We start from the raw sequence: 25,970 nt of genomic DNA on the forward strand, positions 1-25,970 counted from the left end.
TCGCCTTATGATTTGTATTAATAGCCCGATTACTGATCCATACTTTAACTTGGCAGCGGAAGAATATCTGCTGAAAAACTTCACTGAGGATGTCTTCATGGTGTGGCAAAGTGAGCCCTCTGTGATTATCGGAAGACATCAGGATGTGCAAGCCGAGGTGAATCTTGCTTTGGCAAGGGAGCATGAGATCAAGATCGCCCGACGCAGTTCGGGAGGTGGGGCTGTGTATGATGATTTGGGCAATGTCAATCTTACTTTTATCGAAAATAGCAAGAATCCTGATTTCGGCAAATTCTCAACCCTGATGATCGACTTTTTAAAAACATTAGGATTGAACGCCGAGGTCGACGCACGTAGAGGATTGACTGTAAAGGGGTTAAAAATCTCAGGCAGCGCACAATCTATCTTTGGCGGCAGAATCTTGTTTCATGCTTCACTCTTGTTTTCAACGAATCTGTCGATGCTTACTTCCGTCCTTGAGGGTGACTTGAGTGCGTTGGAGCAACTGCCCGACACGAAGAGAAGAAGCTATGTGAAATCTGTCAAAAGTAAGGTGACTAATATTGTTCAACATCTGGATCAGCCGATGCAAATGAACGAATTCAAAGAACTGATAATAAAAGAGATGATGGCTCAAGAGGGGCCTATTACTATATACACTTTCAGTGAGCAGGACAAGATGAAGATTGCTTTGCTGAGGGATGAAAAATACAAAACTCCAAGTTGGAATTTAGGGCTAAATCGCTTGGGTAATTCTTATTCAGTCAATTTAAAAACTTAAAAACGTATGTCAAAGTTCGATATTAAAATGCCTAAGTTAGGCGAAAGCATCACCGAAGGAACCATTATCGCATGGTTGGTCAAAGCAGGCGATGTAATTGAGGAGGACCAAATTTTATTTGAGGTAACTACCGCAAAGGTAAATGCTGAGATTCCCTCTCCTGTTGAAGGAAAGATTCTCGAAATTCTATTTCAGGAAGGCGATACGGTTCCTGTAGGAGTTACAGTGGCAACTGTTGAGATAGAAGATGACGGAGCGGAAGAAGCTACCGAAAAAACGGAAACTGAAAAAGCAGTTCAACCGGAAACCCCACAAACAACTGCACCACAGCCCGAAGTTGTTACAACACAGCAAGAAGCACCGGCACCGGTTTCAAGCAAACCGGCAGCAGTGAAGGAAGAAGGCAGATGGTATTCGCCGGTTGTACTTCAATTGGCCAATCAGGCACAAATCTCCAGCGCTGAGTTGGATGCCTTGCAAGGAACCGGTTATCTTGGCAGACCAACCAAGAAAGATATTCAAAAATACATCGAACAGAAGAAGAGTGGCGTTGCTCCTGCAGCGGCTAGTGCGCAACCTGCGGCAGCCAAACCAGCAAGTGCTGTTGCTGTTCAACCAAATCCTGCCGAACCGACAAAAGCTCCTGCAGTTCCTGCAGCTCCTGCAGCTCCTGCAGCTCCTGTTGCTCAAAAAGCGGGCGAAGATCAAGTTATTGATATGGATCCGGTTAGACGCATCATTGCCGACCACATGGTGATGTCGAAGAATACTTCTCCACATGTTACAACCATCATCGAGGTAGACGTAACCAAGCTTGTAAACTGGCGCAAGCGTGTGAAAGATGAATTCCGTAAACAAGAGGGCATCAACATTACTTATATGCCTGCTATTGTTGAGGCTGTATCAAAGGCGTTGATCGAATTCCCTTATGTAAACGCTTCTGTGGATGGTTACAAGATGATCCTGAAAAAGCATATCAATATCGGTATGGCTGTTGCGCTGGACGACGGCAACTTGGTTGTTCCCGTAATTCACGATGCTGACAGATTGAACACTAAGGGATTGGCTCTGGCTATCGACTCACTGGCCAACACGGCTCGTGCCAACAGACTGAAAGTTAGTGATGTGCAGAATGGTACGTTTACTATCACCAACTTTGGTACCTTTAAGAATATAATTGGTACACCGATTATCAATCAACCTCAAGTAGCTATTCTGGGCGTGGGATTCATTGAGAAAAAACCTGCTGTTGTTTCAACTCCGGATGGCGACGTAATTGCAATCAGACACAAAATGTATCTGTCTCTGTCTTACGATCATCGCATTATCGATGGCACATTGGGTGGCAAATTCTTACTCAGCGTGGCCGAGTATCTGGAAAAGTGGGATAAATAATACTTATAAAATTATAAAGCATGAAAACATTTGATATTAATAATACCAATAAAGAGACACTGAAAAAATGGTACCACCTGCTAACTCTCGGACGAGCGATGGACGAGAAGGCACCGATGTATCAGCTTCAATCTCTTGGTTGGTCTTATCACGCTCCGTATGCGGGACACGACGGCATACAGTTGGCCATTGGGCAAGTTTTCACGGTCGGTGAAGATTTCCTGTTCCCTTATTATCGTGATATGTTGACGGTGCTGTCGGCAGGGATGACACCCGAGGAGTTGATTCTTAACGGTATCTCTAAAGCTACCGACCTTACCAGCGGAGGCCGCCACATGTCAAACCATTTCTCTAAACACGAATGGCACATCGAGAATATCTCTTCAGCTGTAGGTACGCAAGATTTGCATGCAGCCGGAGTGGCGCGAGCCATGAAATACTATAAGCATAAAGGAGTAGCTATCACCTGTCAGGGTGAGGCTACCACCTCAGAGGGCTATGTGTACGAGGCTATCAACGGCGCATGTACAGAGAAACTGCCGGTGATTTTTGTTATCCAGGACAATGGATATGGTATCTCTGTTCCTAAGAAAGATCAAACAGCCAACCGCAAGGTAGCTCAAAACTTTTCAGGATTCAAAAACCTGAAGATTATTTATTGCAACGGTAAAGATGTGTTCGATTCTATGAACGCTATGACCGCTGCTCGTGAGTATGCCATTGAAACAGGTTGCCCCGTCATCGTTCACGCTAACTGTGTGCGCATCGGTTCGCACTCTAACTCCGACAACCATTTCTTGTATCGTGATGAATATGAGTTGGCCTATGTGAAAGCGGCAGATCCTTTGAAGAAATTCCGCCGTATGTTGCTTCAATACAAACGCTTCACCGAGGAAGAGTTGACCCAGATTGAGGCCGCTGTGAAGAAAGAGCTGAGCGTGGCAAATAAGAAAGCCATCGCTGCGCCCGATCCTGATCCGAAGACGATCTTCGATTATGTTTTACCCGAACCGTACCAACCAAAAGTTTACGTGGATGGAACACACAATGAACAGGGTGAGAAGAAAAACCTTGTGACAGCGCTCAACGAAACGTTGAAGAGCGAGTTCCGCCATAATCCGGACACATTCCTTTGGGGCCAAGATGTGGCCAATAAAGATAAGGGTGGTGTGTTCAATGTAACGAAGGGAATGCAGCAAGAATTCGGTATCGAGCGAGTATTTAACGCTCCAATTGCCGAAGACTATATTGTGGGATCGGCCAACGGAATGAGCCGCTTCGATCCGAAGATTCATTTAGTGATTGAAGGTGCCGAGTTTGCCGACTACTTCTGGCCAGCGATTGAGCAATACGTGGAATGCACGCACGAATATTGGAGAAGTAATGGTAAATTTACTCCGAACATTACCTTGCGTCTCTCTTCCGGTGGATATATCGGTGGTGGATTATACCACTCACAAAACTTAGAAGGCGCATTGTCTACCTTGCCCGGAGCCCGAATTGTTTATCCTTCGTTTGCCGATGATGCCGCAGGTTTGCTGAGAACGGCTATTCGCTCCAAAGGATTTACGCTATTTTTGGAACCGAAAGCGATGTACAACGCTGTGGAAGCAGCAACTGTTATCCCTGATGATTTTGAAGTTCCATTCGGAAAGGCTCGAATTCGCAAAGCGGGTGATGATCTCACGATTGTGACTTACGGAAACACCACGCATCTCTGCTTGCAGGCTGCCAATCGCTTGGCCGACGAGAACGGAGGAAATGTGGAAGTGATCGATATTCGTTCAATTATTCCACTTGACAAGGAAACCATTTTTGCATCTGTGAAGAAGACCAGCAAAGTGCTGATTGTGCATGAAGATAAAGTCTTCTCGGGCTTTGGTGCCGAGATAGCTGCCATAATAGGTACAGAATTGTTCCAATACTTGGACGCTCCTGTGCAACGTGTAGGTTCTACCTTTACTCCTGTAGGTTTCCATCCTGTGCTCGAACAGGCGATTCTTCCTAACGAAGAACGCATCTATCAAGCAGCGAAGGAGCTTTTGGCATATTGATTCAAGTAGAATATTAACTTTACGAAAAAGATACATAAATGAAAAAGATCGGACTATTTTACGGAGCAAACACCGTGAAAACAGCAGCAATCGCAAAAAAAATACAAGAGGTGTTTGGCGATTCAAAAACGGACCTTGTCCCAGTGGAACATGCATGGGAAAAGGAATTTGAGCAATATGATCATCTGATCGTTGGTACGGCTACCTGGTTTGATGGTGAGTTACCGACTTATTGGGATGAGATGATTCCTGAATTGAAATCGCTCAACCTGAAAGGTAAAAAGGTTGCTATCTTTGGTCTGGGAGATCAAGTAAACTATCCGGATAATTTTGTAGATGGTATTGCTCTGTTGGCCGAAGCCTTTGAATTTGCAGGAGCCAGCATCGTTGGACTAACGTCTCCCGAAGGTTATACTTTCGCTCAATCTCGCGCATTGAAAGAAGGAACCTTGTTAGGACTGGCTATCGATGATGATACTCAACCCGACAAAACGGATGAAAGGATCAAAAACTGGGTGTCCCAGTTGAAGAAAGAAGGTTTTTCTGCCAAGTAAGACTCTCTATATGTGAAATACTCTAACTCAGAAGGCTATCCATACTTTGTGGATAGCCTTTTTTTTGTATTTTTGTATCTTGCGCATTCTTAACTAAAATCCCTCTAACCAGATATGCAAAAGATTAAAGATATTCGACTTTCAAGTCAGCAGCTTCATCACTCAGAATTTGTTAACCCGAAAGAGTTGGTTGCTTGGATGGGTGCCATGCAAGCGCAAGATTATAATATGGTTAAATGGGCGGTTGGCATCAGACTAAAGTCGGGAACAGAGCAACTTGTTGATGAGGCTCTCGATCGAGGCGACATTCTGCGCACACACGTGATGCGCCCCACCTGGCATTTGGTGGCTGCCGAAGATATTAGATGGATGCTGCGATTGTCGGCGCAACGGATCAAGTCATCTTCTGCTTCGAGAGATCGGGATTTGGAAATAAGCGAAAGTTTGTATTCCAAATGCAACGGTTTGCTGGAGAAAATGTTAGCAGGGAATCATTTTATGACGCGAGAGGAGGTAGGATTAGAACTGAACAAGGCAGGTATAGTTGTAAATACTTCTCGAATGATTCATTTTATGATGCGCGCGGAGATTGAAGGCATCGTTTGCAGCGGCCCCGTCAGAGGTAAGAAGCTGACTTACGCCCTGATTGAGGAACGAGTTTCTCCGGTAAAAGAGCTGAATAAAGAAGAATCGTTGGTCAAACTCGCATTGAATTATTTCAGAAGCCACTCTCCTGCAAGTCTGCAAGATTTTATCTGGTGGTCCGGGTTGTCTGTGGCAGACGCAAAGCAGGCAGTGGGTCTCATTGATTCAGAACTGATTTCCGATAAGTTTGCTTCTCACAACCTGTTTGTTCATCAATTATATGCCAACGAATTAAAGCCCGATAACGTGCTGCATTTTCTGCCTGCGTTTGACGAATATGTGATCAGCTATAAAGACAGAACCACAATCTTAGCATTAGAGCATCACCTCAAAGCTTTCACTAAAAATGGAACCTTCTATCCAAACATCATGTGTAATGGTGAGATAGTGGGTGTGTGGAAAAAGTTAGTCTCCAAAGCAGGAATCAGTTTTGAAACGACATTTTTTGAGCAAAACTTCAACATCGACAAGGAGGCATTGCTCAAAGCGGAGAATGCTTATCGGAGATTTTTGGGAGGAGCGGCACCCAAATAAGTCGCCCAGATCACTAAATATTGCCCGTGCATGGAAGCGTTATGTTTCGTGCACGATTACGAAATCTTTCGTGCACGGCCTCGAGCTTTTTCGTGCACGTTTATCAAATGACTGTAAAAGTCAAGATAGGGATTATCTGACTTGGTAATATCCCTGCGCATTGATTTCGCTTAGTTGTAGGTACCGGTAGTTCTCTTCATCCAGAAGATAATCCCAGCACCCCATATAATGCAATAACTCACCTCCGAAACCGGTCTTGAATTGGTATAATCCATACATTGGGTGTGAACGGTCTGGTCCCGGAGATACACCAAACATGTCGTATTCGGTACATCCATTCTTCTTAGCCAATTTTATGGCTTCCCATTGCAAAGCATAAGTAGGCATATAATTTCTTTTGTGCGAGGACGACGCCCCGTACAAGTATGTAGCTCTGTGTTCCGAAATAGCTAAGAATATTGCAGCGAGGGGCTCTCCTTCGGCTTCTGCAATTAATAGTTCTATTTGTGTGGAGGATGCTGTATCGCTTGCTTTGGCAGCCAATACCGATGAAAAGTATTCGATGTCGTTTACAAATAATCCGTTACGCATAGCAGTCTCCCTGTAAAGCGCATACCATACGCTTAACTGCTCCATTCCGGCCCTTCTCACTGTTACCCCTTTACGCATGGCTAATTTTATATTATAGCGGGTTTTAGGTTTCATCCGCATTAATATCTTTTCTTCGGAGGGAAGCAGATCGAGGAAGATTGTCGTTGAGGGTAATATGTCGGAATTGCATTTGCGCAAGTTCCATTCCGAAGTATTGTAATTCATTTGTAGTTCCTGGAACTTCTTCTCCGGTGGTCCTTTCCAAATGCCTTTATCATTAAAGAAATCTTCATCGCACCAGTGTGATTGCCAACTTAAATCGTAGCGGATAGCGATACAGTCCTTGGGGAGATACGGACGTATAGTCTCGGAAATCTCTTCGAGAAAGCATCCCTGATTTTCTTCCGACGGTTCTATCTCGGGACCATAAGGCACATAAGCTATGCTGTATTGTCTATTCAGCGGCTTGTGCAATATTAGAAAATCAGCGCAGGTGCAGGAATAGCCTCCTACGTCTGTGTAAATATCGCGGTTTCTTACTTTGAAATCGAAAGCTCTGGTCTCCACTCCCAGATGCGATTTTGCTTCTGACCAGAAGGCTGTCTGTTGTACTATCGGACTGTCATAAATCTCTTTTGTGTCCTTCTCACAAATATCAATATACATAATCGTTGCTTAAAAAAGTTGCAAAGATAGATATTTATGAGAAGAATATGAAATATTTATGGGAAGTTTTTGCTTGTCGTATGGCTCTTGTTCTTAAAATTGAGGCTATATGATAATATAGAGGAAACAAGAATTCCCTGTTTCTAAAATAGAGTTTTGATACATCCTTTTTTTTGTATAATAATTCAATCACAAAATAAATCCCTGAATTTATTAGTTGAAATTCAGGGATGCCGTTTATGTTTTGATTGAATAGATAATCTAATCTTTAACGATGATTTTTGTTGCAAGAGTTTCTCCAATATTTTGGAGATTCAATGTTGGCAAAAGAATTGGTGATACTCCAGAGAGCGAGCTCAACATTGAAATATAGGCACGTATGTACGGAAAAACAATGGCTGGCGCATTAAGAGTAAAGAATTTGCCCAATTGGTTTGGTTCAAGATCTTTTTCAAAACTAAATTGGCTATCAGTGATCATGTGAAGGCTGATAGAGTTTGATTCGTTCTTAATTTCAATATCTAGTGTTAATGTAAATAGCTCTTTTTCTTTTACCCCACTTGGAGTTATGTTTATATTCAAGCTTTCATTAGCACTGATAGAACCATTAAAATTGAAATCAGAATGTTTAACTATGTAGCCGTTAAAGCGGAATTTTGATGCTTCTGTATTATTCATTTTTTTATGCTGCTAAAGCGTAATTGTTTTCTCCTGCATAGATGTGTTCGGATGCCAAGCTGAAATTGAATTCGAACTTAGACATTTGTGCGGGTTGTATTATTTCATTAATTTCCTCATACCCAATGCTAAAAGCAGGAATTGAAACATGATTCAGTGAATCTTTTGTAACGAAAAGCAGATAATATCCCTGATGTTCATTTTCAAATTTGTCCCAAAAATCAGATTCAAGAGAAATATAATCGTTGTTTGCTGTAAACTCTTCTTGTGGGTGTACTTCGATAATATAAGTGTGATTTATTGAATCATACTCACACTTGAATTTCATCAAAGAAAACTTATTATGAATGCTTTGAAGAAAATCTTTAATGCTTTCTATTCTTTTATCCATTATATTTATACTGATTGTATGACTAATTGTAATTCTTTTGCCAGATTAATCGATTTGCGGCTTGTGTCTGACGAAATGCGGATATCTTTGTAGTCTGAATCTTCTCTGGTTAGCTTTAAATCTCTGATCTTGCGTCTAAAGTCATTGCCGTCATTGGTACCTCTCTTGTTGTTAACCATCAACTTCATTTTTTCGATTAAGTATTGATGTGTATTGCCTCTGTAGGAGCTACTGGCTTCTATAGCCTGTTGTTCTAAGCTGATGCCGTTTTTGCATAGTGTATGCTTTATTAGTTGTAAGCATGCATAGTATGCCGGATGGCAAACACTATCATAATGGTTTTCTTTATACAACAATTCCGCTGCGCTAATGTTTAAGTTTGATTTATCGGATAAAGCGGACATGTATGTTGTGCTATTGATTATTTTTTTAATCCACAAAAGTAGTTATTATTGTTGTATTTGCAATAACGATGCAAGTGTTTTCTTCCTTTTTTTCATTCATCGGCCTGCAACCAAATAAGTCGCCTTGATCACTAAATATTGCTCGTGTATGAAAGCGTTATGTTGCCTGAACGTTTATCAAATGACTTGTTTTTCACTGTTTTTCGACGATGTATTATCCCTTTTTAGGCATTGTCGATTGCTCCTTAGTGAGCGATTGCGCCAAAGGTTCGATAGATGACGTTTGGATAAAGATTGTTCGTCTGTTTTTTTTTGTAACTTTGCGCCAAAATAGAACAAAATGCAATATTTTGGCGAGGTACTCTCAATCGGTGTAGCTGTTTCGTGGACAGCAACTGCTCTTTTTTCCGAAGTAGCGAGCAAACGACTTGGCTCATTGCAACTAAATGTGATTCGCATGTCGCTCTCCATACTCATGCTGGGCGCCACTTTATGGTGGTTTACCGGAGTTCCTTACCCCACTTATGCCGATGGAGCAACTTGGTTCTGGCTCTCGCTTTCTGGCTTTGTTGGTTATGTTTTGGGCGATTATTGCCTTTTCAATTCCTATATTTTAATTGGTTCCCGTTTCGGCCAACTGTTTATGACGCTGGCCCCCATTTCTGCGGCTATCTCCGGCTGGGTAATATTGGGAGAGAAACTCTCCTTGCAAACAGTGGTAGGGATGCTTATCACGCTCGCAGGAATTGGCTTGTCCGTGTTGAGTAGAGGAACCACTCATCGAATCGGTCTCAAGCTGCCATTGAAAGGCGTGTTGTTTGGTGTTGGAGCCGGTGTTGGGCAAGGCATCGGACTGGTGTTGAGCAAGGTCGGGATGAACTATTATGAGATCTCTATTCCGGCAAACATGACGAATGTTTCCGATTTGTTGCCTTTTGCTTCCACCTTTATTCGTGCCATTACAGGCGGACTTGGCTTCTTGGCTGTGATGTGGCTTCGCAATCAATTTCACACAATGCCCGTGGCCGTTCGTGATGGAAAAGGGATGAAAGCTGCTTTGGGCGCTACCATCTTCGGTCCCTTTATTGGCGTTTCAGTTTCGTTGATGGCTGTGCAATACACTGAGGCTGGCATCGCTTCTACCTTGATGGCGCTTACTCCCATATTTATTCTATGGCCCTCTCACTTTATCTTTAAGCAGAAGATTACTGCAAGAGAGGTGATCGGAGCAATTATCAGTGTGATTGGCGTATCGCTGTTCTTTATCTAAATCAGTATCCATCGCCTTTTTTGAATCATAAAATCTGTGATCCTATGGTTCGCTGCTTTTTAGCGGAATTGTTATTTTCTACTGAATGTGGTGAAAGAAAATATTTTTCTTTCATTTGTTTTGTTAGTTAGGGCTAACTAACTATATTTGTGCCATATTTCTAATGAAGATGTTATATGAACAATAAAATTAAAGACGATATTGCTCGTTTCTCCAGACTCATTTCCGAAGCCGAAGAGGAGGCAAAGGATCATTGTGATATTAAGGATTTGACTTCAACCCAAATCAATTACCTGGAAACGATTCAGGAGTTAGATAATCCAAGTATTACTGAGCTATCTGCTGCTTTGGGACTGAAAAAGCCTTCTGTGACGATTGTTATCGACCGTCTCATCACGAAGGGGTGCGTTTACAAAGTACATTCGGATGCTGATAGACGAAGTTCACACTTGCATCTGACTGACGTGGGAAAACAAATCAATAAGCGACATGATTATGCACATGACTCTTTAGTGGAATTGGTTGCTCGAAAACTCAACAAGGACGAGCTGGATACTTTTGCTACGTTATTGAATAAAATTATAGCTTCTTCAAAAAGAATAAAAGACTGACCGTATGAAAAAAATGACAAATGACTCGGACTTTTCGGGTCTTACCTCTGAGGAGGTAGCGGATAGAATTGCCAAAAATGGATATAATGAATTACAAGGAAGTAGCTCACGGAACTTCTGGATGATTATATTCGGGGTGATAAAAGAACCGATGTTTTTGTTGCTGGTGGCTTGCGGCACGCTCTATATGATTCTTGGAGATATTGAAGAGGGAATTATGCTTTTGGGGTTTGTCTTCGTGGTGATGGGCATTGAGTTCAATCAGGAACGGAAAAGTGAAAAGGCTTTGGACGCTCTGAAAGACTTGGCTAGTCCGCGTGCTCTGGTCATTCGCGAAAAGATAGAGAAGCGTATTCCCGGTCGTGAGGTGGTTTGCGATGATCTCTTAGTTTTACAAGAAGGAGATAGAATACCGGCCGATGCAACTGTAATAAAAAGCGTTAGTCTGCTGGTCGACGAGTCTTTGCTGACAGGCGAATCTGTGCCGGTGCGCAAACACGATTGGGCGGGAGAGGATGAAGATATTCAACCCGGAGGTGATGATCAACCCTTCGTTTATTCCGGTTCGATGGTTGTGCAGGGTAATGGCATCGCCAGAGTGTCTCACACAGGGATGGACACGCAAATAGGGAAAATCGGCAAAGCTATCAAAGAGGTGAAAGAGTCTCCAACCAAACTAAAGGTAGAGATAGAAACGTTGGTCAAACGCCTTACGATAACAGGGGTTGGATTGTGTTTATTGGTCATAGCCATTTATACAATCACACGAGGAGAATTGTTAAAAGGTTTCTTGGCCGGTATTACGTTGGCCATGGCCATGTTGCCGGAAGAATTTCCTGTTGTGTTGACTATCTTTATGGCCGTTGGAGCGTGGCGAATTTCAAAGAAACACGTGCTAACCCGTAAACCTTCTGCTATTGAAACATTGGGCTCTGCAACGGTGCTTTGTACCGATAAAACGGGAACGTTGACCGAAAACAAAATGAAGGTTGCCAAGATATATAATAAGGAGAATTTTTGGGTTTCTAAAGACGCAAATGAGTTTCCCGAACAGTATCACAATATCATCGAATACGGGATACTTTCGAGTCAGACAAATCCGTTTGATCCAATGGAAAAGGCGATTGGCGGCATTGGCGAACTGTTCTTGAAAGGCACTGAGCACTTGCATCACGACTGGGAAATGGTGAAGGAATATTCGCTTTCCAGAGAGTTGCTTGCCATGTCGAGAGTGTTTCGCAACAAAGAAACCAACGAGCTGCTTATCGCTGCTAAAGGTGCGCCCGAAGCTATCTTTGATCTTTGTCACCTTGACACCGAAATGCAAGCAAAATATGCTACTGCCGTTCAGGCGATGGCATCGGAGGGCTTACGTGTATTGGGCGTTTCCAAATCGAGTATCTCTGAAGACCGATTGCCTGATGCGCAACATGACTTTGACTTTGAGTTTGTGGGACTTATCGGACTTTCTGACCCGATACGTAAAGAGGTGCCAACTGCCGTTAAAGAGTGTCATAAGGCGGGAATCAGAGTAATAATGATTACAGGTGACTATCCTGTTACGGCTCAAAACATCGCTCGTGAAATCGGTTTGCAGAACTATCAGCAATGCATTACAGGTAGCGAACTTGCTGCTATGGATGAAAAGGAACTGAGTGAGAAGATTAAAACGGTTAATGTGTTTGCCCGAGTGATTCCCGAACAGAAACTAAAGATCGTCAATGCGCTGAAGCATAATAATGAGGTGGTGGCTATGACGGGCGACGGAGTCAATGACGCTCCAGCCCTAAAAGCAGCCAACATAGGCATAGCAATGGGCGAAAAGGGAACAGATGTGGCGAGAGAATCTTCGGCACTTGTGTTGATGGATGATAATTTCGGCTCTATTGTTGGAGCCATTAAGATGGGGCGTCGGATATTCGACAATCTTCAAAAGGCGTTGGGTTATATCTTTGCAATCCATGTTCCGATTGCGGGACTCTCCCTGATCCCTGTTTTCTTTGCAGACCTGCCTTTGATTTTATGGCCGGTTCACGTGGTCTTTATGGAACTGATCATCGATCCCGCTTGTTCCATCATATTCGAGGCTGAGAGAGCCGAGAAGAATGTAATGTCTCGACCTCCACGAAAAGTGGATGAACCTTTTTTCGGTCCTAGTAAAATCTTGTTGAGTTGTTTTCAGGGCATATGGGTGTTGATCGCTACATTAGCAATGTATTTTGTTACCTTAGAGCTCGGTTACACTATTGGAGAAGTGAGAGCGATGACTTTTACAGCACTGATAGTGGCCAATATCTTAACGATACTGACAAATCGCTCTTGGAGCGAATCCATTTTCACGATTATTCGTACCCCCAATCCAACGGTCAAATGGGTCGCAGGATCAGCCGCTCTATTCATTTTATTGATTTTGAATATACCCTTTTTGCAACGGCTTTTTCAATTTTCACCACTTACCATTTGGGAGGTGCTAGTTGCCTTGCTTGTGGGCATCAGCACAATAACTTGGTTTGAGCTTTATAAGTTTTTCAAACTAAGAAAACTCTAACGCTGTTCATTATGAACAAGTTGGCCCATCAGTATGTTACATGATATAAATTTAGTATTTACTTAAAAAAATAATATATCATGAAGTTTTTTATTGATACTGCCAATTTAGACCAGATACGTGAAGCTCATGATCTGGGTGTTTTGGACGGGGTTACGACAAACCCTTCATTAATGGCCAAAGAAGGCATCAAAGGTACTGAAAACCAACGTGCTCATTACGTAGAAATATGTAACATTGTGCAGGCTGATGTGAGTGCCGAAGTGATTGCAACCGATTATGAGGGAATGATTCGTGAAGGAAGTGAGCTCGCAGCTCTGAATCCTCACATTGTAGTGAAAATACCTTGCATCGCTGAGGGTATTAAGGCGATTAAATACTTTTCGGACAAAGGAATCCGTACCAATTGTACATTAATCTTCTCTGTTGGTCAGGCACTGCTTGCTGCCAAAGCCGGAGCTACTTATGTGTCTCCTTTTGTGGGCCGACTGGATGATATTGGAGAAGATGGCGTTGTGCTTGTGGGACAAATTGTGGAAATGTTCCGCTATTATGGTTACCAGACACAAGTGCTTGCTGCCTCTATCCGAAATACGAAGCACATCCTAGCGTGTGTGGAAGTAGGTGCCGATGTGGCTACTTGTCCGCTGAGCGCCATTAAAGGTTTGTTGAATCACCCACTAACAACTTCAGGATTGAAAACCTTTTTAGAAGATTATCATAAAGTGAACGGTTAATTTTCAGCATTATTTCTTGCTAGAAAAACGTGTTTCTTTAAAGAAAATATAAGTTAAATAGGAAAACCGGCGTTATTTTTTTAACCGTCGGTTTTTTATAATTCTAGATCTTTTCCTCTTCTTTTAAGTAATGATAGTTATGAAAAAACTTTTTCTTGCTTTATTTGTAGCAATAGCTGTTTCGGCTACTGCCGGTAAACCGGTGTTGAAATTCACCAATGAAAGCTTTAAAATAGTGCAGTTTACTGATGTTCATTGGAACACAGCTGATAAAAATAAACTGAAGAACGACAGCACATTAGCGGTAATCCGTGCCGTGCTGGATGCTGAGAAACCTGATTTGGTCATCTTTACGGGAGATGTGGTCGTTTCCAAAGGCGTCCTTCAGGGCTGGGATGATCTGCTTGTTCCGATAGAAGAACGAAAGTTGCCGTTTGCTGTGACGTTTGGTAATCACGATACGGAGACTGATTTGCCGAAAGAACAAATCTTGCAGCATTTAATGAAGAACCCTTATAACCTAACCACGGATGCAGGAAAGGGTGTTGATGGAGTAGGAAATTGTGTGTTGCCCATACTCGATTCTACCGGCAAAGCGCCTGCATGGGATCTGTTTCTTTTAGACTCTCATGCTTATACTAATGACTCCACGGTGGGTTATTATGACTGGGTGAAGAGAAGTCAGATAGACTGGTATGTTGATCAAAGCAACAAAATAAAAGCGAAAGCGGGTAAGGTTGTTCCTGCATTGGCTTTTTTCCATATCCCTGTACCCGAGTATGAATATGTGCGTTTGCTGCCGACAACACCGGGCAACAAAACAGAGAAAGTATGTTCTCCATTGCTAAATAGTGGATTGTTCTTTGCTTTCGTTCAGCAGAAAGATGTGAAAGCTACTTTTGCGGGACATGATCATAATAATGATTTTGTTGCCACGCTAGCAGGAATCCGTCTGTGTTATGGTCGCAAAACGGGCTTTGCCTCTTATGGCTCATTGGAGCGTGGCGGGCGAGTGATTGTGATAAAGCAAGATGGAGAAATGGACACGTATGTTCGTACTGCTACAGGCGTATATTTGCCATAAGAGAAGTACGCTTCTACAAGAATCTCAGATTAAACGATAGGTAAAGGGGAAAGTTTCGACTTTCCCCTTTTTTGCGTGTACTGTTCAAAATTACACTAACTATTGTTGTTTTTCTACCACCAAATAGCCCCGTTTTCCTATCTTTGCCTTGTTTGAATCTAGTACTTTAAAATTAGAATGAAATGAAACGCAACAATACTCTCTACCTTGCCATTTGCTTCTTGTTGATATGCTCGGGTAGTCAGGCAAAAGGAGATCTGACCCATCGTGTTGATACTCGGGTAGGGACAGCGGCAAGTACCACGAAAACTGCCGGCAAATTCGGGAAGAGTTCCGAAGAATATGGTCAAACATTGCCTGCTGTATTAGCTCCAAATGGCATGAATTTCTGGACGCCGCAAACGCAAGATACGGAGAGAAAGTGTGTGGCACCCTACTATTACAAAGATACACTGATTCAAGGTTTTCGAAATTCACATTGGATTGTGGGTGGTTGCACGCAGGATTATGGCTCCATGACACTGATGACTACGACAGGAAACTTGAAATGCCTTCCTCAGGAAAGAGGAGATACTTTTTCTCACGATGAAGAAATAGCCACTCCTTCTTACTATGCTGTTCGCCTCAAAAACTATGCGGTGAAAGCTGAAATGACAGGGACGTCTCGCTCTGCTATCTTTCGTTTTACATATAGCAAAGGAGGCGATGCTTATCTCATTGTGAATCCGAATAGTGATGAAGGCGAAGGATACATTGAGATTGATGCGGAGAGAAAAGAGATCAGAGGGTATAATCCTGTTCATCGCATCTATCAGGGATGGGGCGAGCCTGCGGGATTTAGCGGTTATTTTGTTGTGCGGTTTACCAAAGAAATAGCTTCTTATGGGGTTTATCAAGGCAATGAAGTTTTTGAAGGACGAAAATCAATAGGTAAAAAGATAAACATAGGCGCTTATATTCACTTCAAGGTTGGTAAGGGTGAAGAGATAGTAGCGAAGTCTGCTTCTTCTTTTGCGAGCCTTGAGGGAGCCAAACAAAACTTGGAAGCGGAAATTCCTGATTGGAATTTTGACCGGGTGAAGAAAGAACTTACCGGTGTCTGGGAGAAAAGATTCTCGACTGTGGAAGTTGAGACGCCAGACGAAGCAAAGAAAGACCAATTTTATGGGGCGCTATATCGCTCTTCATTTTTGCCAAGAACGATGAATGATGTTGATGGTTCGTATCCTTCTTTTGCTAAAGGAACGCCCATACGCAAGACCTTGAAGGGAAATTATTACGATGATTTCAGCATGTGGGACACTTATCGGGCTTTGCATCCTTTACTGAATATACTCTATCCTCAGCAGGCCTCGCAGATGATGCAATCATTGGTCAATAAGTACGAGCAAGGAGGTTGGTTGCCCATTTTTCCTTGTTGGAATAGTTATACTGCTGCCATGATTGGCGACCATTGTATTTCTGTTTTGGGCGATGCTTATATAAAAGGTATTGGTGGCTTTGATATAGAAAAGGCTTACGAAGGGATGAGGAAAAATGCGTTTGAATCTCCAACCGATCCGGATGATTACAAAAATGGGATGGGCAGACGTGCGCTTGCCTCGTATCTGAAATATGGATACATTCCTTTGGAAGATTCTGTGCCTGATGCTTTTCATACCAAAGAGCAGGTTTCGCGAACGCTAGAATATGCTTATGATGATTATGTGTTGGCTCAGGTAGCTCAGAAACTTGGTAAGACAAGCGATTATGAAGTATTGATGCGTCGCGCACACAATTATGCGAATGTGATAGATCCGTCAACCGGATATGCGCAGGGACGATATGCCGACGGACGGTTTCTGAAAGCGAATAATGCTTTTCAGTTTGCTTCGTTTATCACCGAGGGCGCTCCTTGCCACTATACGTGGTACGCTCCTCAAGATATATCTGGATTGGCAAAGTGCATGGGTGGTAGAGATCCGTTTTCTTCTAAACTCGATTCAATGTTTACCGAGGGGCGTTATTGGCATGGAAACGAACCTTGTCACCAAGTGGCTTATCTCTTTAATTATGTGGGTCAGCCTTGGAAAACACAACAATATGTTCGCCACATCATGCTGAGTGAGTATCAAAACACTCCGGGTGGTTTATCGGGCAATGATGATGCCGGACAGATGTCAGCCTGGTACGTGTTTGCCGCAATGGGCTTTTATCCTGTTTGTCCCGGTACGTCGGATTATTTGTTGGCCAGTCCCATTTTTAAGCGCTTGACTTTGCACTTGGAAAATGGAAAGACTTTCACTTTAAAAGCGCAGAATGCCTCCGAAGAAAATATCTATATACAGTCGGTTACCAAAAATGGTCAGTCCTATGAGAAGAACTACATTTCTCATTCAGATATATTGTCGGGTTCTTCGTTTGAATTCATCATGGGCAAGGAACCTAACACGCAATGGGGGACGGCCTTGAATGCCTGTCCTTCTTCTATTACTAAGTAATAATAAGATCTATGAAGAAGTTTTTGATATGCTTGGCTTTATGCTCGGTTACTCTTTCTGTTTTAGCGAAAAGTTACAATGTAATGGATTACGGGGCAGTCGGCGACACGACTGTTTTGTCGTCGAAAGCCATGCAAATGGCCATTGATGAATGTTCGGCCAACGGGGGCGGAACTGTGTATGTGCCAGCAGGTAATTATTTGTGTGCCACAATAGCTCTCAAAAGTAATGTTGATTTTCACTTAGCGGGCGGAGCAACAATCTATGCAAGCAGAAAAAGTAGCGATTATAAAGATACTCGTATAAGAGTAGGAGCGACTGATGCTAGTTTGGTGGAAGTGCTACTTGCCGCTTTTGGCGTTGAAAATATATCTGTTTCCGGAACAGGAACGCTCAATGGGCAAGCGGTGAGAGAGCAGTTCAGGAGAGAACCTCAACAAGGCATCAATACTGACTTTGTGACAGGCAGAGAGATCGCTAATGCAGCTAAGTATGGAGTCGATTATCAGACGAAATATCGAAAAGTGCCACCTTGCCCGGGAGTGATTAACTTCACGAATTGCACAAATGTGCATATTGACAATATTCAGGTGATTGAGTCTTCTTTCTGGTCCGTGCACCTTCAGTGGTGCGACAGGGTGTTTGTGCGAGGTGTTTATATATACTCTAATCCGGGTAATGGGTTGAATGCCGATGGATTGGATATTGATGGATGTCGCAATGTCTTGATCTCCGATTGTGTCATTAACACGGGCGACGATGGGCTTTGCTTGAAAACAACTCGTCAGGGAGGCGAAAGCAGGCCTTGTGAATTTGTGACTGTGACCAATTGCGTATTGACTTCCTCGTCTGCTGCCCTAAAATTGGGGACGGAATCTTTCTCGGCTTTCAGAAACATCACTGTGAGCAATTGTGTGATTAATGATGCGAATAGAGGGATTAATATGATTATCCGTGATGGCGGAGAGGTGAGTGATATTCTCTTTTCTAATCTGATAATCAATACAGTACGCAAAGCTACTTTTTGGTGGGGCAATGGTGATGCAATCTGGATCACTGTGCAGGAAAGAGAAAAAGGGCATTCGGCAGGTGGAGTGAAGAATGTTTCCTTTCAAAATATCATTGCTCACTCTCAGAGTGGCATCCGTTTGGAAGGATTTGATAGTACGATAGAGAACGTTCGCTTTGCGAATGTGCAACTCTTTATGCAGCACGAAGATGCGGTTGATAAACGATCGAAGCATGGATTTGAATTTATGAATGTAGAGAAGTTACAGCTCACAGACTGCGAAGTGATCTGGGATAAGGAACATCCCGAACAAGTGTGGCGAAGTGCTTTCTATTTTGATAAAGTAAAAGATGTCCGATTGAATGGATTGAGGCTGAACCAATCTCCTGGACTACTCTATCCGGCCGTCGACATGAAGCATGTAACAGATGCGATGATTGAGAATTGCAGACTTTCGCCGGGAATGAAACAAGCTTTGTCGGTAGATAAAGCAACATGTAAAGGAATTGAACAAATTAATAATCGTTTCTCTCTTGTTTTGAAAGCTTCCAAAAGCTCTGCAAAGGCAAAAAAATAGGCTTTTGGTAATCGTGCACGTTTCATCTCTTGAACGTGCACGTTTACCGTGCGAAACGTGCACGTTCTATTTGCACGTTGTGCACGATCCATTTGGGCTTGAAAAATGGATATCAGAAGTCTTGTAGGGGCTATTCTAATATGCTCTTAAATATGGACAAATAGCCTTTTTATTCTTCGCTTTAGTATAGGACGGGTTGCGTTCATTCTATTTGGAAGCACCGACAGAGAAATCCACGTAGACGGGTAGATGATCGCTAAAACCACCTTGATACCTTATTCCATTATACGTTCTGAAAGGTTGTTCTCCGCCATATTTCTCATCCTCTATGAGTAGAAAAGGAAGTCGGGCCACATGCGCTTTTGTTTCGTTCGTATAAAAACGACTATCTGGAGACAGCAGCGTGCCCGAAACAATGAGCTGATCGAGTAAATTCCATTCTCCCTTATATTTATACGAACCAAAGTTACGATCTTTAGCTTTGCTGGCCAATAAGTTATATAAATGATGAGGCTCAGGATGATTAGGAGGAGCAACCGCTTCGAGCACTTCGGATATTGATTTGTTTTCCGGGTAATCATTGAAGTCTCCCATTATGATGATTTTAGGCTGAGTGCGAACAAGGAACAGACTGTCAACAGCAGCTTTTATTCTTTCAGCTACACAGACACGATTTGGTTCAGACGCTTTCTGTCCACCTAAGCGAGATGGGAGATGCACCACAAAAACGTCCAAAGTATCGCCGTTGATGATCCGTCCGGTGACATGAAGAATATCCCGCGTGGGATACGAATGTTTGCCGGGAAGAGAAATGTGAAGTGGCTCCCAATCTAATAATTTGAAACTCCCGCGTTGATAGAGAAGCGCTACATCAATGCCCCGCCTATCCGGTGAGTTTGTCATTACGTATTGGTAATTCTCTTTTTTTAGAGGAGAATATAAGGTGATGTCACGCAATACACTATCATTCTCAACCTCACACATACCAATAAGTAACGGATGAGCCCATTCGCCAATCGCAGTGATGGTACGCGCTACATTGGCCAATTTCTTTTTATATCGTCCGTAGTTCCAAGCACGCATAGAGGTTGGGAGAAATTCCTTGTCATTCTTTAATGTATCATGTTTGCAGTCGAAGAGATTCTCTACATTCCAGAACATCAGACGAAAAGACGTCCTTTCTTGCGCTTTCAGGTTCGTTGCAATGAGCAGAAGAAAGATGGAAAAGAGCAGAGTTTGTTTTTGTAAAAAAGTCATTTGATGAGTGTGGTAATTAGTTAGTCCGTGAGTCTAGAATGAAAACGGCAAAGAATAAGGGTTATCTAGAAAACCGCAGTTTCTTTGATAACCCTTATTTATTCATATAATCGTGTTGTCGATTAATTACTTTTTCTCAGGAATGTTAGCCAATACATCAACCAAATGTTTCCAGAATTTGTCGACGGAAGGAATATGCATTCTCTCATCGGGAGAATGAACACCGGTGAGCGTAGGTCCGAATGAGATCATATCCAATGCAGGATATTTGTCGAGGAACAAGCCGCATTCCAGGCCAGCATGTATTGCTTTCACTTTAGCTTCAACTCCAAACAAACGTTTATAAGAAGCAGCTGTAACTTCTAATATTTCAGAATGTGGGTTTGGTTTCCATCCCGGATACCCCTCACCAAATGAAACACTAGCTCCTCCAAGTTCAAAAGCAGCACGCACAGTGTTGGCCATGTCGTTACGGGCAGAAAGAATAGAGCTACGTTGACTTGTTGCTATCTTTATCACATTTCCTTCTTGCATCTTTACTGAAGCTAGGTTGGTTGAAGTCTCTACCAATCCGGGGATGTCCTGACTCATAGCGAATACTCCGTGGGGAGTGGCGTATAGTGTCTTCAACAAACGGGCAGTGGTGTCTTGATCAATCGCTGTTTTACGGGGAGTCTCTGATTGTAAAACTAACTTCAAGTTGGGCTCAGTGACAGATAATTCATTCTCTAAATCGGCAGAGAATATATTAAGATCTATTCTAACCAACTCCTTTGCATCATGAGGCACAGCGCAGATGGCGTATGCTTCACGAGGAATAGCATTGTGCAGATTGCCTCCATTTATTTCGCTGAGATATAAATCGTATTTTTGAGCCGTTTGGCTGAGGAATCTATTTAGGATTTTATTGGCATTACCTCTTCCGAGATGAATATCACCTCCTGAGTGTCCGCCCTTTAATCCTTTTACTTCTACTTTAAAGAAGAAATAGTTTTCGGGTACAGTTACTTCTTTGTAGTGAAATTCACCAATTGAACCTATGCCACCGGCGCAACCAATAAAAAGTTCCCCTTCATCTTCAGAGTCAAGATTAAGCAATATTTCTCCGCTTAGAAATCCTTCTTTCAGGGCAAATGCACCAGTCAGCCCTGTTTCTTCATCTACAGTAAACAAACATTCAATCGGACCGTGCTCGATATCGTTAGCAGCTAGAATAGCTAGTTCGGTAGCAACTCCGATTCCATTGTCAGCGCCAAGAGTTGTACCTTTCGCCTTCAACCATTCGCCGTCAATTTCCGTTTCAATAGGATCCGTAAGGAAGTCATGTGTTACATCGTTATTTTTCTCGCACACCATATCTACATGCGATTGCAGCACTACAGTCTTTAAATGTTCTTTACCTTTAGTTGCAGGTTTCTTTATTAATATGTTGCCACACTCATCTTTGAGTATTTCCAGTTTATGCTCTTTTGCGAATGCCTCTAGAAAAGCGATAATTTTTTCTTCTTTTTTAGAAGGACGAGGCACTTTACATATTTCATCGAAATAATGAAAAACAGCAGTTGGTTTTAATTCAGATAATTCCATGTTTCTTGTTTTAGGAGTTCATAATTGAGGTTAAAATATAGTTATTCTTTTTTTGCTTGCTTATTCTCATTACTTAAAGGGAATTTTGTGGCAAAAGTTCGGTTTCTTGTATATTTTAACCGTTTATTGCTAAATATGGTTAAATAGGCTCTTAGATGATAAATCATTTTCTTTTTTTTATCCAAAAAAAGAAGGCATAGTCCATACAAAACTCTATATTTGCATTCACAAAATTAGTAGAAATGCTCAATACAATACTGATAACTCTGTTAATAGTTGCTATTTCTCTCGGATTATTAGGCTTAAAAGTCTTTTTTGTGAGAGGAGGTAAGTTCCCTAACGGTCACGTAAGTGGAAATCCGATTTTTAAAGAAAGAGGAATTAGTTGCGCCCAATCTCAAGATAGGGAAGCACGAAATAAACCTCGGTTTTCTTTTCGTGACGTTGAGCAAACCTTAAATGATAGTATGAATTAATTATTAAAAACTATATTTTATAAGTTATGAAGAGAACAAACCACTTCGTCAGCGGAATTGCGGCTATTGCAGTCATCTTTTTATTTGCACAATGTTCAGGTAAGACAGAGAAAAAGGCACCAGAAGCTTCCGTTGGAACAATAGGCACATCGAACATGAAAATAGCTTATGTTGAAATCGATACTTTGCTTACTCAATATAATTTCTGGAATGATCTTAATGAAGCAATGATGAAGAAAGAGGAGAACATACGTGCTACTCTGAATCAGAAAGCTCGCGAACTCGATGCTGAGGCTCAGGACTTTCAACGTAAATTGCAGAATAATGCTTTCGTAAGCCGCGACAGAGCAGAGCAGGAACATGCTCGCATAAGCAAAAAACAACAAGATTTGCAAGAGTTGCAAACTCGATTGTCAAATGAGTTGGCTGCCGAAAATCAAAAGAATAGTTTGCAACTTCGTGATTCAATCAACTCTTTCTTGAAGATATATAATAAGACTAAAGGTTATAGCATGATCATCAGCAATACAGGTTTTGATAATCTTCTTTATGCTGATAGTGCTTACAATATTACAAAAGAAATTGTAGAAGGATTGAACGTAAGATATACTTCTGCTTCAAAGAAATAATGATTAGTGTTCTAATTAGAACAAAAAAGTAGCAGTAAGGTGGTTTCCTTGCTGCTACTTTTTTTATGGGGTAAGGCATTCTGTGTTGAATGCTTTCACTGATGAATAAGAGAGTCTTTGATCTAAATGACAGAAGCCTTTAATTCTTATCTCTTTCTTCCAGTTGTGGAATACGAAAAGCGGTATAAAGCTCCAGTACTGCTGCAATGCTAAGACAAGCGATCCATTCATTGCCGTGAGTGGTAAACATGAAAGCTCCTGTCATAACGAGTAGGAGAGCTCCCAGTATCTGTTGCCTTCTGAGGCGTTTGATGTTTTTGTTTGTTCCTTCATACGGAGTGTTTATTTGTGCCATGGCAACAAAGCCCGCACCGATGGTATAAATGTAAGGAGCCAGAGGCCATTTGGAAATAAATAAAACAGCTCCTGCTAGTAGTAGCAAGGCTCCTACAGCGAAAAGCACGGGGATTAGTTTCTTCATTTTTTGTCTTCTTCTTCAAATACGTAAATATCTTCGTTTGGTTTCTTCATCAAGTACTTTTCACGAGCTACCTGTTCAATAGCTTCCGGATTGGTGGTCAGTTCATTCAAGCGCTTGGTGTTTTCCTCATATTCCGAATGATATTTGTCGATATCTTCTTGTAAGCGGTTGATTTCTCGTGCATAACCTATTCGGCGTACCAGACTGTTCTCATCAAGAAAACCGATAATGACAGCAAATACGAGCGTGGTTATAACGTATTTATGCCTTCGTATGAAATTCCAGATTGATATTAATTTGTCCATGGTTGTTTATGACGAGTTACGGATAAAACACACAATTGATTATGCAAAGATAAAACTTCTAACTTAAAACTTATCTCATAAGACTTTTTTTTGTGTACATTTGCAGAAACAGAAAACAGAGAATTCCGGATTATGGAGAACTATATCGTATCGGCCCGTAAATATCGTCCGTCTACGTTCGAATCTGTAGTAGGGCAGGAAGCTCTTACTACTACTCTTAAAAATGCCATTACTACTCAGAAACTGGCTCATGCTTATTTGTTTTGTGGACCTCGTGGAGTGGGCAAAACGACTTGTGCACGTATCTTTGCCAAGACAATCAACTGTATGCATCTTTCTGCCGATGGAGAGGCTTGTAATGAATGTGAATCGTGTGTGGCGTTCAACGAACAACGATCTTATAATATACATGAGCTAGATGCTGCATCCAACAACTCTGTGGATGACATCCGTCAGTTGGTGGAACAAGTACGCATCCCGCCTCAGATAGGTCAGTATAAAGTTTATATTATAGACGAGGTACACATGTTGTCTACTTCGGCTTTCAATGCTTTTCTTAAAACATTGGAAGAACCTCCTCATCATGCTATTTTTATTTTGGCTACGACGGAAAAGCATAAAATACTGCCTACAATCTTATCGCGTTGTCAGATTTATGATTTCAGTCGCATTACGGTAGAAGATACCGTGAATCATCTGAATTATGTGGCCTCGAAAGAAGAAATAAAAGTTGAGCAGGAAGCATTAAATGTGATCGCTTTGAAATCTGATGGAGGAATGCGAGACGCTCTTTCCATCTTCGATCAGGTCGTTAGCTTCACAGGAGGGAATATTACGTATCAGAGTGTGATTGAAAACCTCAATGTGCTGGACTATGAATATTACTTTCGGTTAACAGACAGCTTTCTGGAGAATAAAGTGACGGATGCTCTGCTTTTGTTTAATGATATATTAAATAAAGGCTTTGACGGCAATCATTTTATCACCGGATTATCTTCGCATTTTCGTGATTTGTTGGTTAGCAAAGATGTTTCTACACTTTCGTTGCTCGAAGTTGGTTCCAGCATTCGCCAACGCTATCAGGTGCAATCGCAAAAATGCGAGTTGCCTTTCTTATATCGTGCAATGAAACTTTGCAATGATTGCGACATGAGCTATCGTGTAAGTAAGAACAAACGATTGCTAGTGGAACTGACACTGATTCAGGTGGCGCAACTCACCGAAGGTGATGATGATGAAGCTCATGGGCGTGGCCCTAAACAAATTTTAAAACCAGTCTTTCATTCGCCTTCGGGAGCTCAGCAACCTAAGGTGGTAAACAATACAACAACTGCAACTTCTCATGCTGTAATTCCTCATGCTGTAATTCCTCAAGCTGCAACTCAACAGGTTACAACTCAACAGGCTGTTACTCCTCAAGTTGTTCAGCCGTCTTCTTCTTTGGGAGCGACTTCACCTACTGCCATGCCACAGGCAATTCTCAGGGCACAATCAAAGCCGGAAAAGAAAGTTCCTTTGATGAAGAGTTCCAGCATCGGGCTTTCTATCAAGCAATTAAAAAATGGAGATCAGGAGAGAAAAACGGCATCAACTGCGCAAGCAATGCATTCGCAACAAACGGCAACTCAAGAAGATCAGCTTTTCAACGAAAATGATCTGAACTATTATTGGAGAGAATATGCCAGTCAGCTTCCGCTAGAACAAAGAGCTGTGGCTATGCGAATGCAGAATATCAAAGTGGTGAAATTGGATGATGTGGCTTGTGGAATAGTCGTTGACAATGAGTTAACGGCGAAAGATTTTACGACTGCTTTGCCTGAAATTCAATCTTATCTTCGCAATCGGCTTAAAAATAGTAAACTAACGATAACTGTTCGTATTAGCGAAGCGAACGAAATAATACGTCCTTTCGGCAAAGTAGAGAAGTTCCAAATGATGGCTCAAAAGAATCATGATTTGATGACTCTGAAAGAAGAATTTGGACTGGAATTTTATTGAGATCCTTACTCGAACGAGATACAAAAGTTTTCTCTTGGTTATGAAAGAGTGACGATGAATTGTCTTATCATATTTGGATATTTCTTGCTATATAACGTGAACGATCAGTTTTATTCTGATCATTCACGTTTTTTATGATATATATATGAGTAGTTACGGGCTTTCGGTTGTAGTATATAATAAATAAAAGCACAATCTTAGCGATCGTTCATCAAAAGTGTATCTAGC

At 42.0% G+C, this 25,970-nt stretch carries 23 protein-coding genes; 15 read left to right on the forward strand and 8 right to left on the reverse strand.

The window, feature by feature from the left end:
- Nucleotides 1-7: 7 nt before the first annotated feature.
- The 5 genes from BQ5338_RS00495 to BQ5338_RS00515 all read left to right on the forward strand — a co-directional run bounded on the left by BQ5338_RS00495 (nt 8) and on the right by BQ5338_RS00515 (nt 5,963).
- The gene (locus BQ5338_RS00495) at nt 8-781 is read left to right on the forward strand and encodes a lipoate--protein ligase family protein (RefSeq protein WP_071144880.1); all 774 of its coding nucleotides are present in this window, start codon (nt 8-10) and stop codon (nt 779-781) included.
- A 6-nt stretch (nt 782-787) separates the two neighbouring features.
- Entirely contained in the window at nt 788-2,176 is a 1,389-nt protein-coding gene (locus BQ5338_RS00500) for a dihydrolipoamide acetyltransferase family protein (protein WP_071144881.1), read from the forward strand.
- A 20-nt stretch (nt 2,177-2,196) separates the two neighbouring features.
- Complete coding sequence (locus tag BQ5338_RS00505) at nt 2,197-4,230, forward strand: alpha-ketoacid dehydrogenase subunit alpha/beta (protein ID WP_071144882.1); 2,034 nt, start codon at nt 2,197-2,199, stop codon at nt 4,228-4,230.
- A gap of 38 nt (nt 4,231-4,268) precedes the next feature.
- Nucleotides 4,269-4,784, forward strand: a complete 516-nt coding sequence (locus BQ5338_RS00510) for a flavodoxin (protein WP_071144883.1) — start codon at nt 4,269-4,271, stop codon at nt 4,782-4,784.
- A gap of 114 nt (nt 4,785-4,898) precedes the next feature.
- Nucleotides 4,899-5,963, forward strand: coding sequence for a winged helix DNA-binding domain-containing protein (locus BQ5338_RS00515; RefSeq protein ID WP_071144884.1), 1,065 nt, complete (start codon nt 4,899-4,901; stop codon nt 5,961-5,963).
- A gap of 132 nt (nt 5,964-6,095) precedes the next feature.
- On the opposite strand, the gene BQ5338_RS00520 is transcribed toward BQ5338_RS00515, so the two are convergent.
- From BQ5338_RS00520 to BQ5338_RS00535, 4 genes are all read right to left on the reverse strand, one after another.
- The gene (locus BQ5338_RS00520; protein ID WP_071144885.1) at nt 6,096-7,220 is read right to left on the reverse strand and encodes a lipid II:glycine glycyltransferase FemX; all 1,125 of its coding nucleotides are present in this window, start codon (nt 7,218-7,220) and stop codon (nt 6,096-6,098) included.
- A gap of 261 nt (nt 7,221-7,481) precedes the next feature.
- Entirely contained in the window at nt 7,482-7,898 is a 417-nt protein-coding gene (locus BQ5338_RS00525; protein ID WP_071144886.1) for a protein-export chaperone SecB, read from the reverse strand.
- 4 nt (nt 7,899-7,902) lie between these two features.
- Entirely contained in the window at nt 7,903-8,289 is a 387-nt protein-coding gene (locus tag BQ5338_RS00530; RefSeq protein WP_071144887.1) for a hypothetical protein, read from the reverse strand.
- 5 nt (nt 8,290-8,294) lie between these two features.
- On the reverse strand, nt 8,295-8,693 hold the full coding sequence (locus BQ5338_RS00535; RefSeq protein WP_071144888.1) for a HEPN domain-containing protein: 399 nt from the start codon (nt 8,691-8,693) through the stop codon (nt 8,295-8,297).
- Nucleotides 8,694-9,033: 340 nt separating this feature from the next.
- On the opposite strand from BQ5338_RS00535, the gene BQ5338_RS00540 reads away from it, so the two are divergent.
- The 7 genes from BQ5338_RS00540 to BQ5338_RS00570 all read left to right on the forward strand — a co-directional run bounded on the left by BQ5338_RS00540 (nt 9,034) and on the right by BQ5338_RS00570 (nt 19,009).
- Complete coding sequence (locus BQ5338_RS00540; protein ID WP_071144889.1) at nt 9,034-9,963, forward strand: DMT family transporter; 930 nt, start codon at nt 9,034-9,036, stop codon at nt 9,961-9,963.
- A gap of 176 nt (nt 9,964-10,139) precedes the next feature.
- Nucleotides 10,140-10,574, forward strand: coding sequence for a MarR family winged helix-turn-helix transcriptional regulator (locus BQ5338_RS00545; protein ID WP_071144890.1), 435 nt, complete (start codon nt 10,140-10,142; stop codon nt 10,572-10,574).
- A gap of 4 nt (nt 10,575-10,578) precedes the next feature.
- Nucleotides 10,579-13,122: a cation-translocating P-type ATPase gene (locus BQ5338_RS00550; protein ID WP_205409923.1), complete on the forward strand. Its 2,544-nt coding sequence runs from the start codon at nt 10,579-10,581 to the stop codon at nt 13,120-13,122.
- 80 nt (nt 13,123-13,202) lie between these two features.
- On the forward strand, nt 13,203-13,859 hold the full coding sequence (gene fsa, locus BQ5338_RS00555; protein ID WP_071144891.1) for a fructose-6-phosphate aldolase: 657 nt from the start codon (nt 13,203-13,205) through the stop codon (nt 13,857-13,859).
- A 139-nt stretch (nt 13,860-13,998) separates the two neighbouring features.
- Nucleotides 13,999-14,943 (forward strand): metallophosphoesterase family protein, encoded by a 945-nt coding sequence (locus BQ5338_RS00560; RefSeq protein WP_071144892.1) that lies wholly within the window; start codon nt 13,999-14,001, stop codon nt 14,941-14,943.
- 182 nt (nt 14,944-15,125) lie between these two features.
- Nucleotides 15,126-17,423 carry a GH92 family glycosyl hydrolase gene (locus BQ5338_RS00565; protein WP_071144893.1) on the forward strand — a complete coding sequence of 766 codons (2,298 nt, stop codon included), beginning with the start codon at nt 15,126-15,128 and terminating at the stop codon, nt 17,421-17,423.
- An 11-nt stretch (nt 17,424-17,434) separates the two neighbouring features.
- Entirely contained in the window at nt 17,435-19,009 is a 1,575-nt protein-coding gene (locus BQ5338_RS00570; protein ID WP_078063340.1) for a glycoside hydrolase family 28 protein, read from the forward strand.
- A 207-nt stretch (nt 19,010-19,216) separates the two neighbouring features.
- On the opposite strand, the gene BQ5338_RS00575 is transcribed toward BQ5338_RS00570, so the two are convergent.
- A complete protein-coding gene (locus tag BQ5338_RS00575; RefSeq protein WP_139265142.1) occupies nt 19,217-20,242 on the reverse strand; it encodes an endonuclease/exonuclease/phosphatase family protein in 1,026 nt (341 codons plus the stop codon).
- Between the two features lie 150 nt (nt 20,243-20,392).
- Entirely contained in the window at nt 20,393-21,853 is a 1,461-nt protein-coding gene (locus BQ5338_RS00580) for an aminoacyl-histidine dipeptidase (RefSeq protein WP_071144896.1), read from the reverse strand.
- Between the two features lie 242 nt (nt 21,854-22,095).
- Between BQ5338_RS00580 and BQ5338_RS00585 the strand changes: the two genes are divergently transcribed.
- Nucleotides 22,096-22,329 carry a hypothetical protein gene (locus tag BQ5338_RS00585; RefSeq protein WP_071144897.1) on the forward strand — a complete coding sequence of 78 codons (234 nt, stop codon included), beginning with the start codon at nt 22,096-22,098 and terminating at the stop codon, nt 22,327-22,329.
- Nucleotides 22,330-22,355: 26 nt separating this feature from the next.
- Nucleotides 22,356-22,958 carry an OmpH family outer membrane protein gene (locus tag BQ5338_RS00590; protein ID WP_071144898.1) on the forward strand — a complete coding sequence of 201 codons (603 nt, stop codon included), beginning with the start codon at nt 22,356-22,358 and terminating at the stop codon, nt 22,956-22,958.
- 139 nt (nt 22,959-23,097) lie between these two features.
- Here BQ5338_RS00590 and BQ5338_RS00595 read toward each other — a convergent pair whose 3' ends face one another.
- Together BQ5338_RS00595 and BQ5338_RS00600 are read right to left on the reverse strand one after the other, a co-directional pair.
- A complete protein-coding gene (locus tag BQ5338_RS00595; protein WP_071144899.1) occupies nt 23,098-23,439 on the reverse strand; it encodes a hypothetical protein in 342 nt (113 codons plus the stop codon).
- Nucleotides 23,436-23,744 (reverse strand): FtsB family cell division protein, encoded by a 309-nt coding sequence (locus BQ5338_RS00600; protein ID WP_071144900.1) that lies wholly within the window; start codon nt 23,742-23,744, stop codon nt 23,436-23,438. Before BQ5338_RS00600 ends, BQ5338_RS00595 begins: the two co-directional genes overlap by 4 nt.
- Nucleotides 23,745-23,876: 132 nt before the next feature.
- Between BQ5338_RS00600 and BQ5338_RS00605 the strand changes: the two genes are divergently transcribed.
- Nucleotides 23,877-25,742: a DNA polymerase III subunit gamma/tau gene (locus BQ5338_RS00605; protein ID WP_071144901.1), complete on the forward strand. Its 1,866-nt coding sequence runs from the start codon at nt 23,877-23,879 to the stop codon at nt 25,740-25,742.
- The last annotated feature ends 228 nt before the right edge of the window (nt 25,743-25,970 follow it).

It is taken from the genome of Bacteroides ihuae (assembly GCF_900104585.1).
Classification (GTDB): domain Bacteria; phylum Bacteroidota; class Bacteroidia; order Bacteroidales; family Bacteroidaceae; genus Bacteroides; species Bacteroides ihuae.

What these genes read in the sequence shown, in the direction of transcription:
- BQ5338_RS00495 (WP_071144880.1), top strand. Translation starts at nt 8, where the DNA reads ATGATTTGTATTAATAGCCCGATTACTGATCCATACTTTAACTTGGCA.
- BQ5338_RS00510 (WP_071144883.1), top strand. Translation starts at nt 4,269, where the DNA reads ATGAAAAAGATCGGACTATTTTACGGAGCAAACACCGTGAAAACAGCA.
- BQ5338_RS00530 (WP_071144887.1), bottom strand. Translation starts at nt 8,289, where the DNA reads ATGGATAAAAGAATAGAAAGCATTAAAGATTTTCTTCAAAGCATTCAT.
- BQ5338_RS00590 (WP_071144898.1), top strand. Translation starts at nt 22,356, where the DNA reads ATGAAGAGAACAAACCACTTCGTCAGCGGAATTGCGGCTATTGCAGTC.
- BQ5338_RS00500 (WP_071144881.1), top strand. Translation starts at nt 788, where the DNA reads ATGTCAAAGTTCGATATTAAAATGCCTAAGTTAGGCGAAAGCATCACC.
- BQ5338_RS00540 (WP_071144889.1), top strand. Translation starts at nt 9,034, where the DNA reads ATGCAATATTTTGGCGAGGTACTCTCAATCGGTGTAGCTGTTTCGTGG.
- BQ5338_RS00520 (WP_071144885.1), bottom strand. Translation starts at nt 7,220, where the DNA reads ATGTATATTGATATTTGTGAGAAGGACACAAAAGAGATTTATGACAGT.
- BQ5338_RS00600 (WP_071144900.1), bottom strand. Translation starts at nt 23,744, where the DNA reads ATGGACAAATTAATATCAATCTGGAATTTCATACGAAGGCATAAATAC.
- BQ5338_RS00535 (WP_071144888.1), bottom strand. Translation starts at nt 8,693, where the DNA reads ATGTCCGCTTTATCCGATAAATCAAACTTAAACATTAGCGCAGCGGAA.
- BQ5338_RS00505 (WP_071144882.1), top strand. Translation starts at nt 2,197, where the DNA reads ATGAAAACATTTGATATTAATAATACCAATAAAGAGACACTGAAAAAA.
- BQ5338_RS00565 (WP_071144893.1), top strand. Translation starts at nt 15,126, where the DNA reads ATGAAACGCAACAATACTCTCTACCTTGCCATTTGCTTCTTGTTGATA.
- BQ5338_RS00595 (WP_071144899.1), bottom strand. Translation starts at nt 23,439, where the DNA reads ATGAAGAAACTAATCCCCGTGCTTTTCGCTGTAGGAGCCTTGCTACTA.
- BQ5338_RS00580 (WP_071144896.1), bottom strand. Translation starts at nt 21,853, where the DNA reads ATGGAATTATCTGAATTAAAACCAACTGCTGTTTTTCATTATTTCGAT.
- BQ5338_RS00545 (WP_071144890.1), top strand. Translation starts at nt 10,140, where the DNA reads ATGAACAATAAAATTAAAGACGATATTGCTCGTTTCTCCAGACTCATT.
- BQ5338_RS00515 (WP_071144884.1), top strand. Translation starts at nt 4,899, where the DNA reads ATGCAAAAGATTAAAGATATTCGACTTTCAAGTCAGCAGCTTCATCAC.
- BQ5338_RS00585 (WP_071144897.1), top strand. Translation starts at nt 22,096, where the DNA reads ATGCTCAATACAATACTGATAACTCTGTTAATAGTTGCTATTTCTCTC.
- BQ5338_RS00525 (WP_071144886.1), bottom strand. Translation starts at nt 7,898, where the DNA reads ATGAATAATACAGAAGCATCAAAATTCCGCTTTAACGGCTACATAGTT.
- BQ5338_RS00550 (WP_205409923.1), top strand. Translation starts at nt 10,579, where the DNA reads ATGAAAAAAATGACAAATGACTCGGACTTTTCGGGTCTTACCTCTGAG.
- fsa (WP_071144891.1), top strand. Translation starts at nt 13,203, where the DNA reads ATGAAGTTTTTTATTGATACTGCCAATTTAGACCAGATACGTGAAGCT.
- BQ5338_RS00560 (WP_071144892.1), top strand. Translation starts at nt 13,999, where the DNA reads ATGAAAAAACTTTTTCTTGCTTTATTTGTAGCAATAGCTGTTTCGGCT.
- BQ5338_RS00570 (WP_078063340.1), top strand. Translation starts at nt 17,435, where the DNA reads ATGAAGAAGTTTTTGATATGCTTGGCTTTATGCTCGGTTACTCTTTCT.
- BQ5338_RS00605 (WP_071144901.1), top strand. Translation starts at nt 23,877, where the DNA reads ATGGAGAACTATATCGTATCGGCCCGTAAATATCGTCCGTCTACGTTC.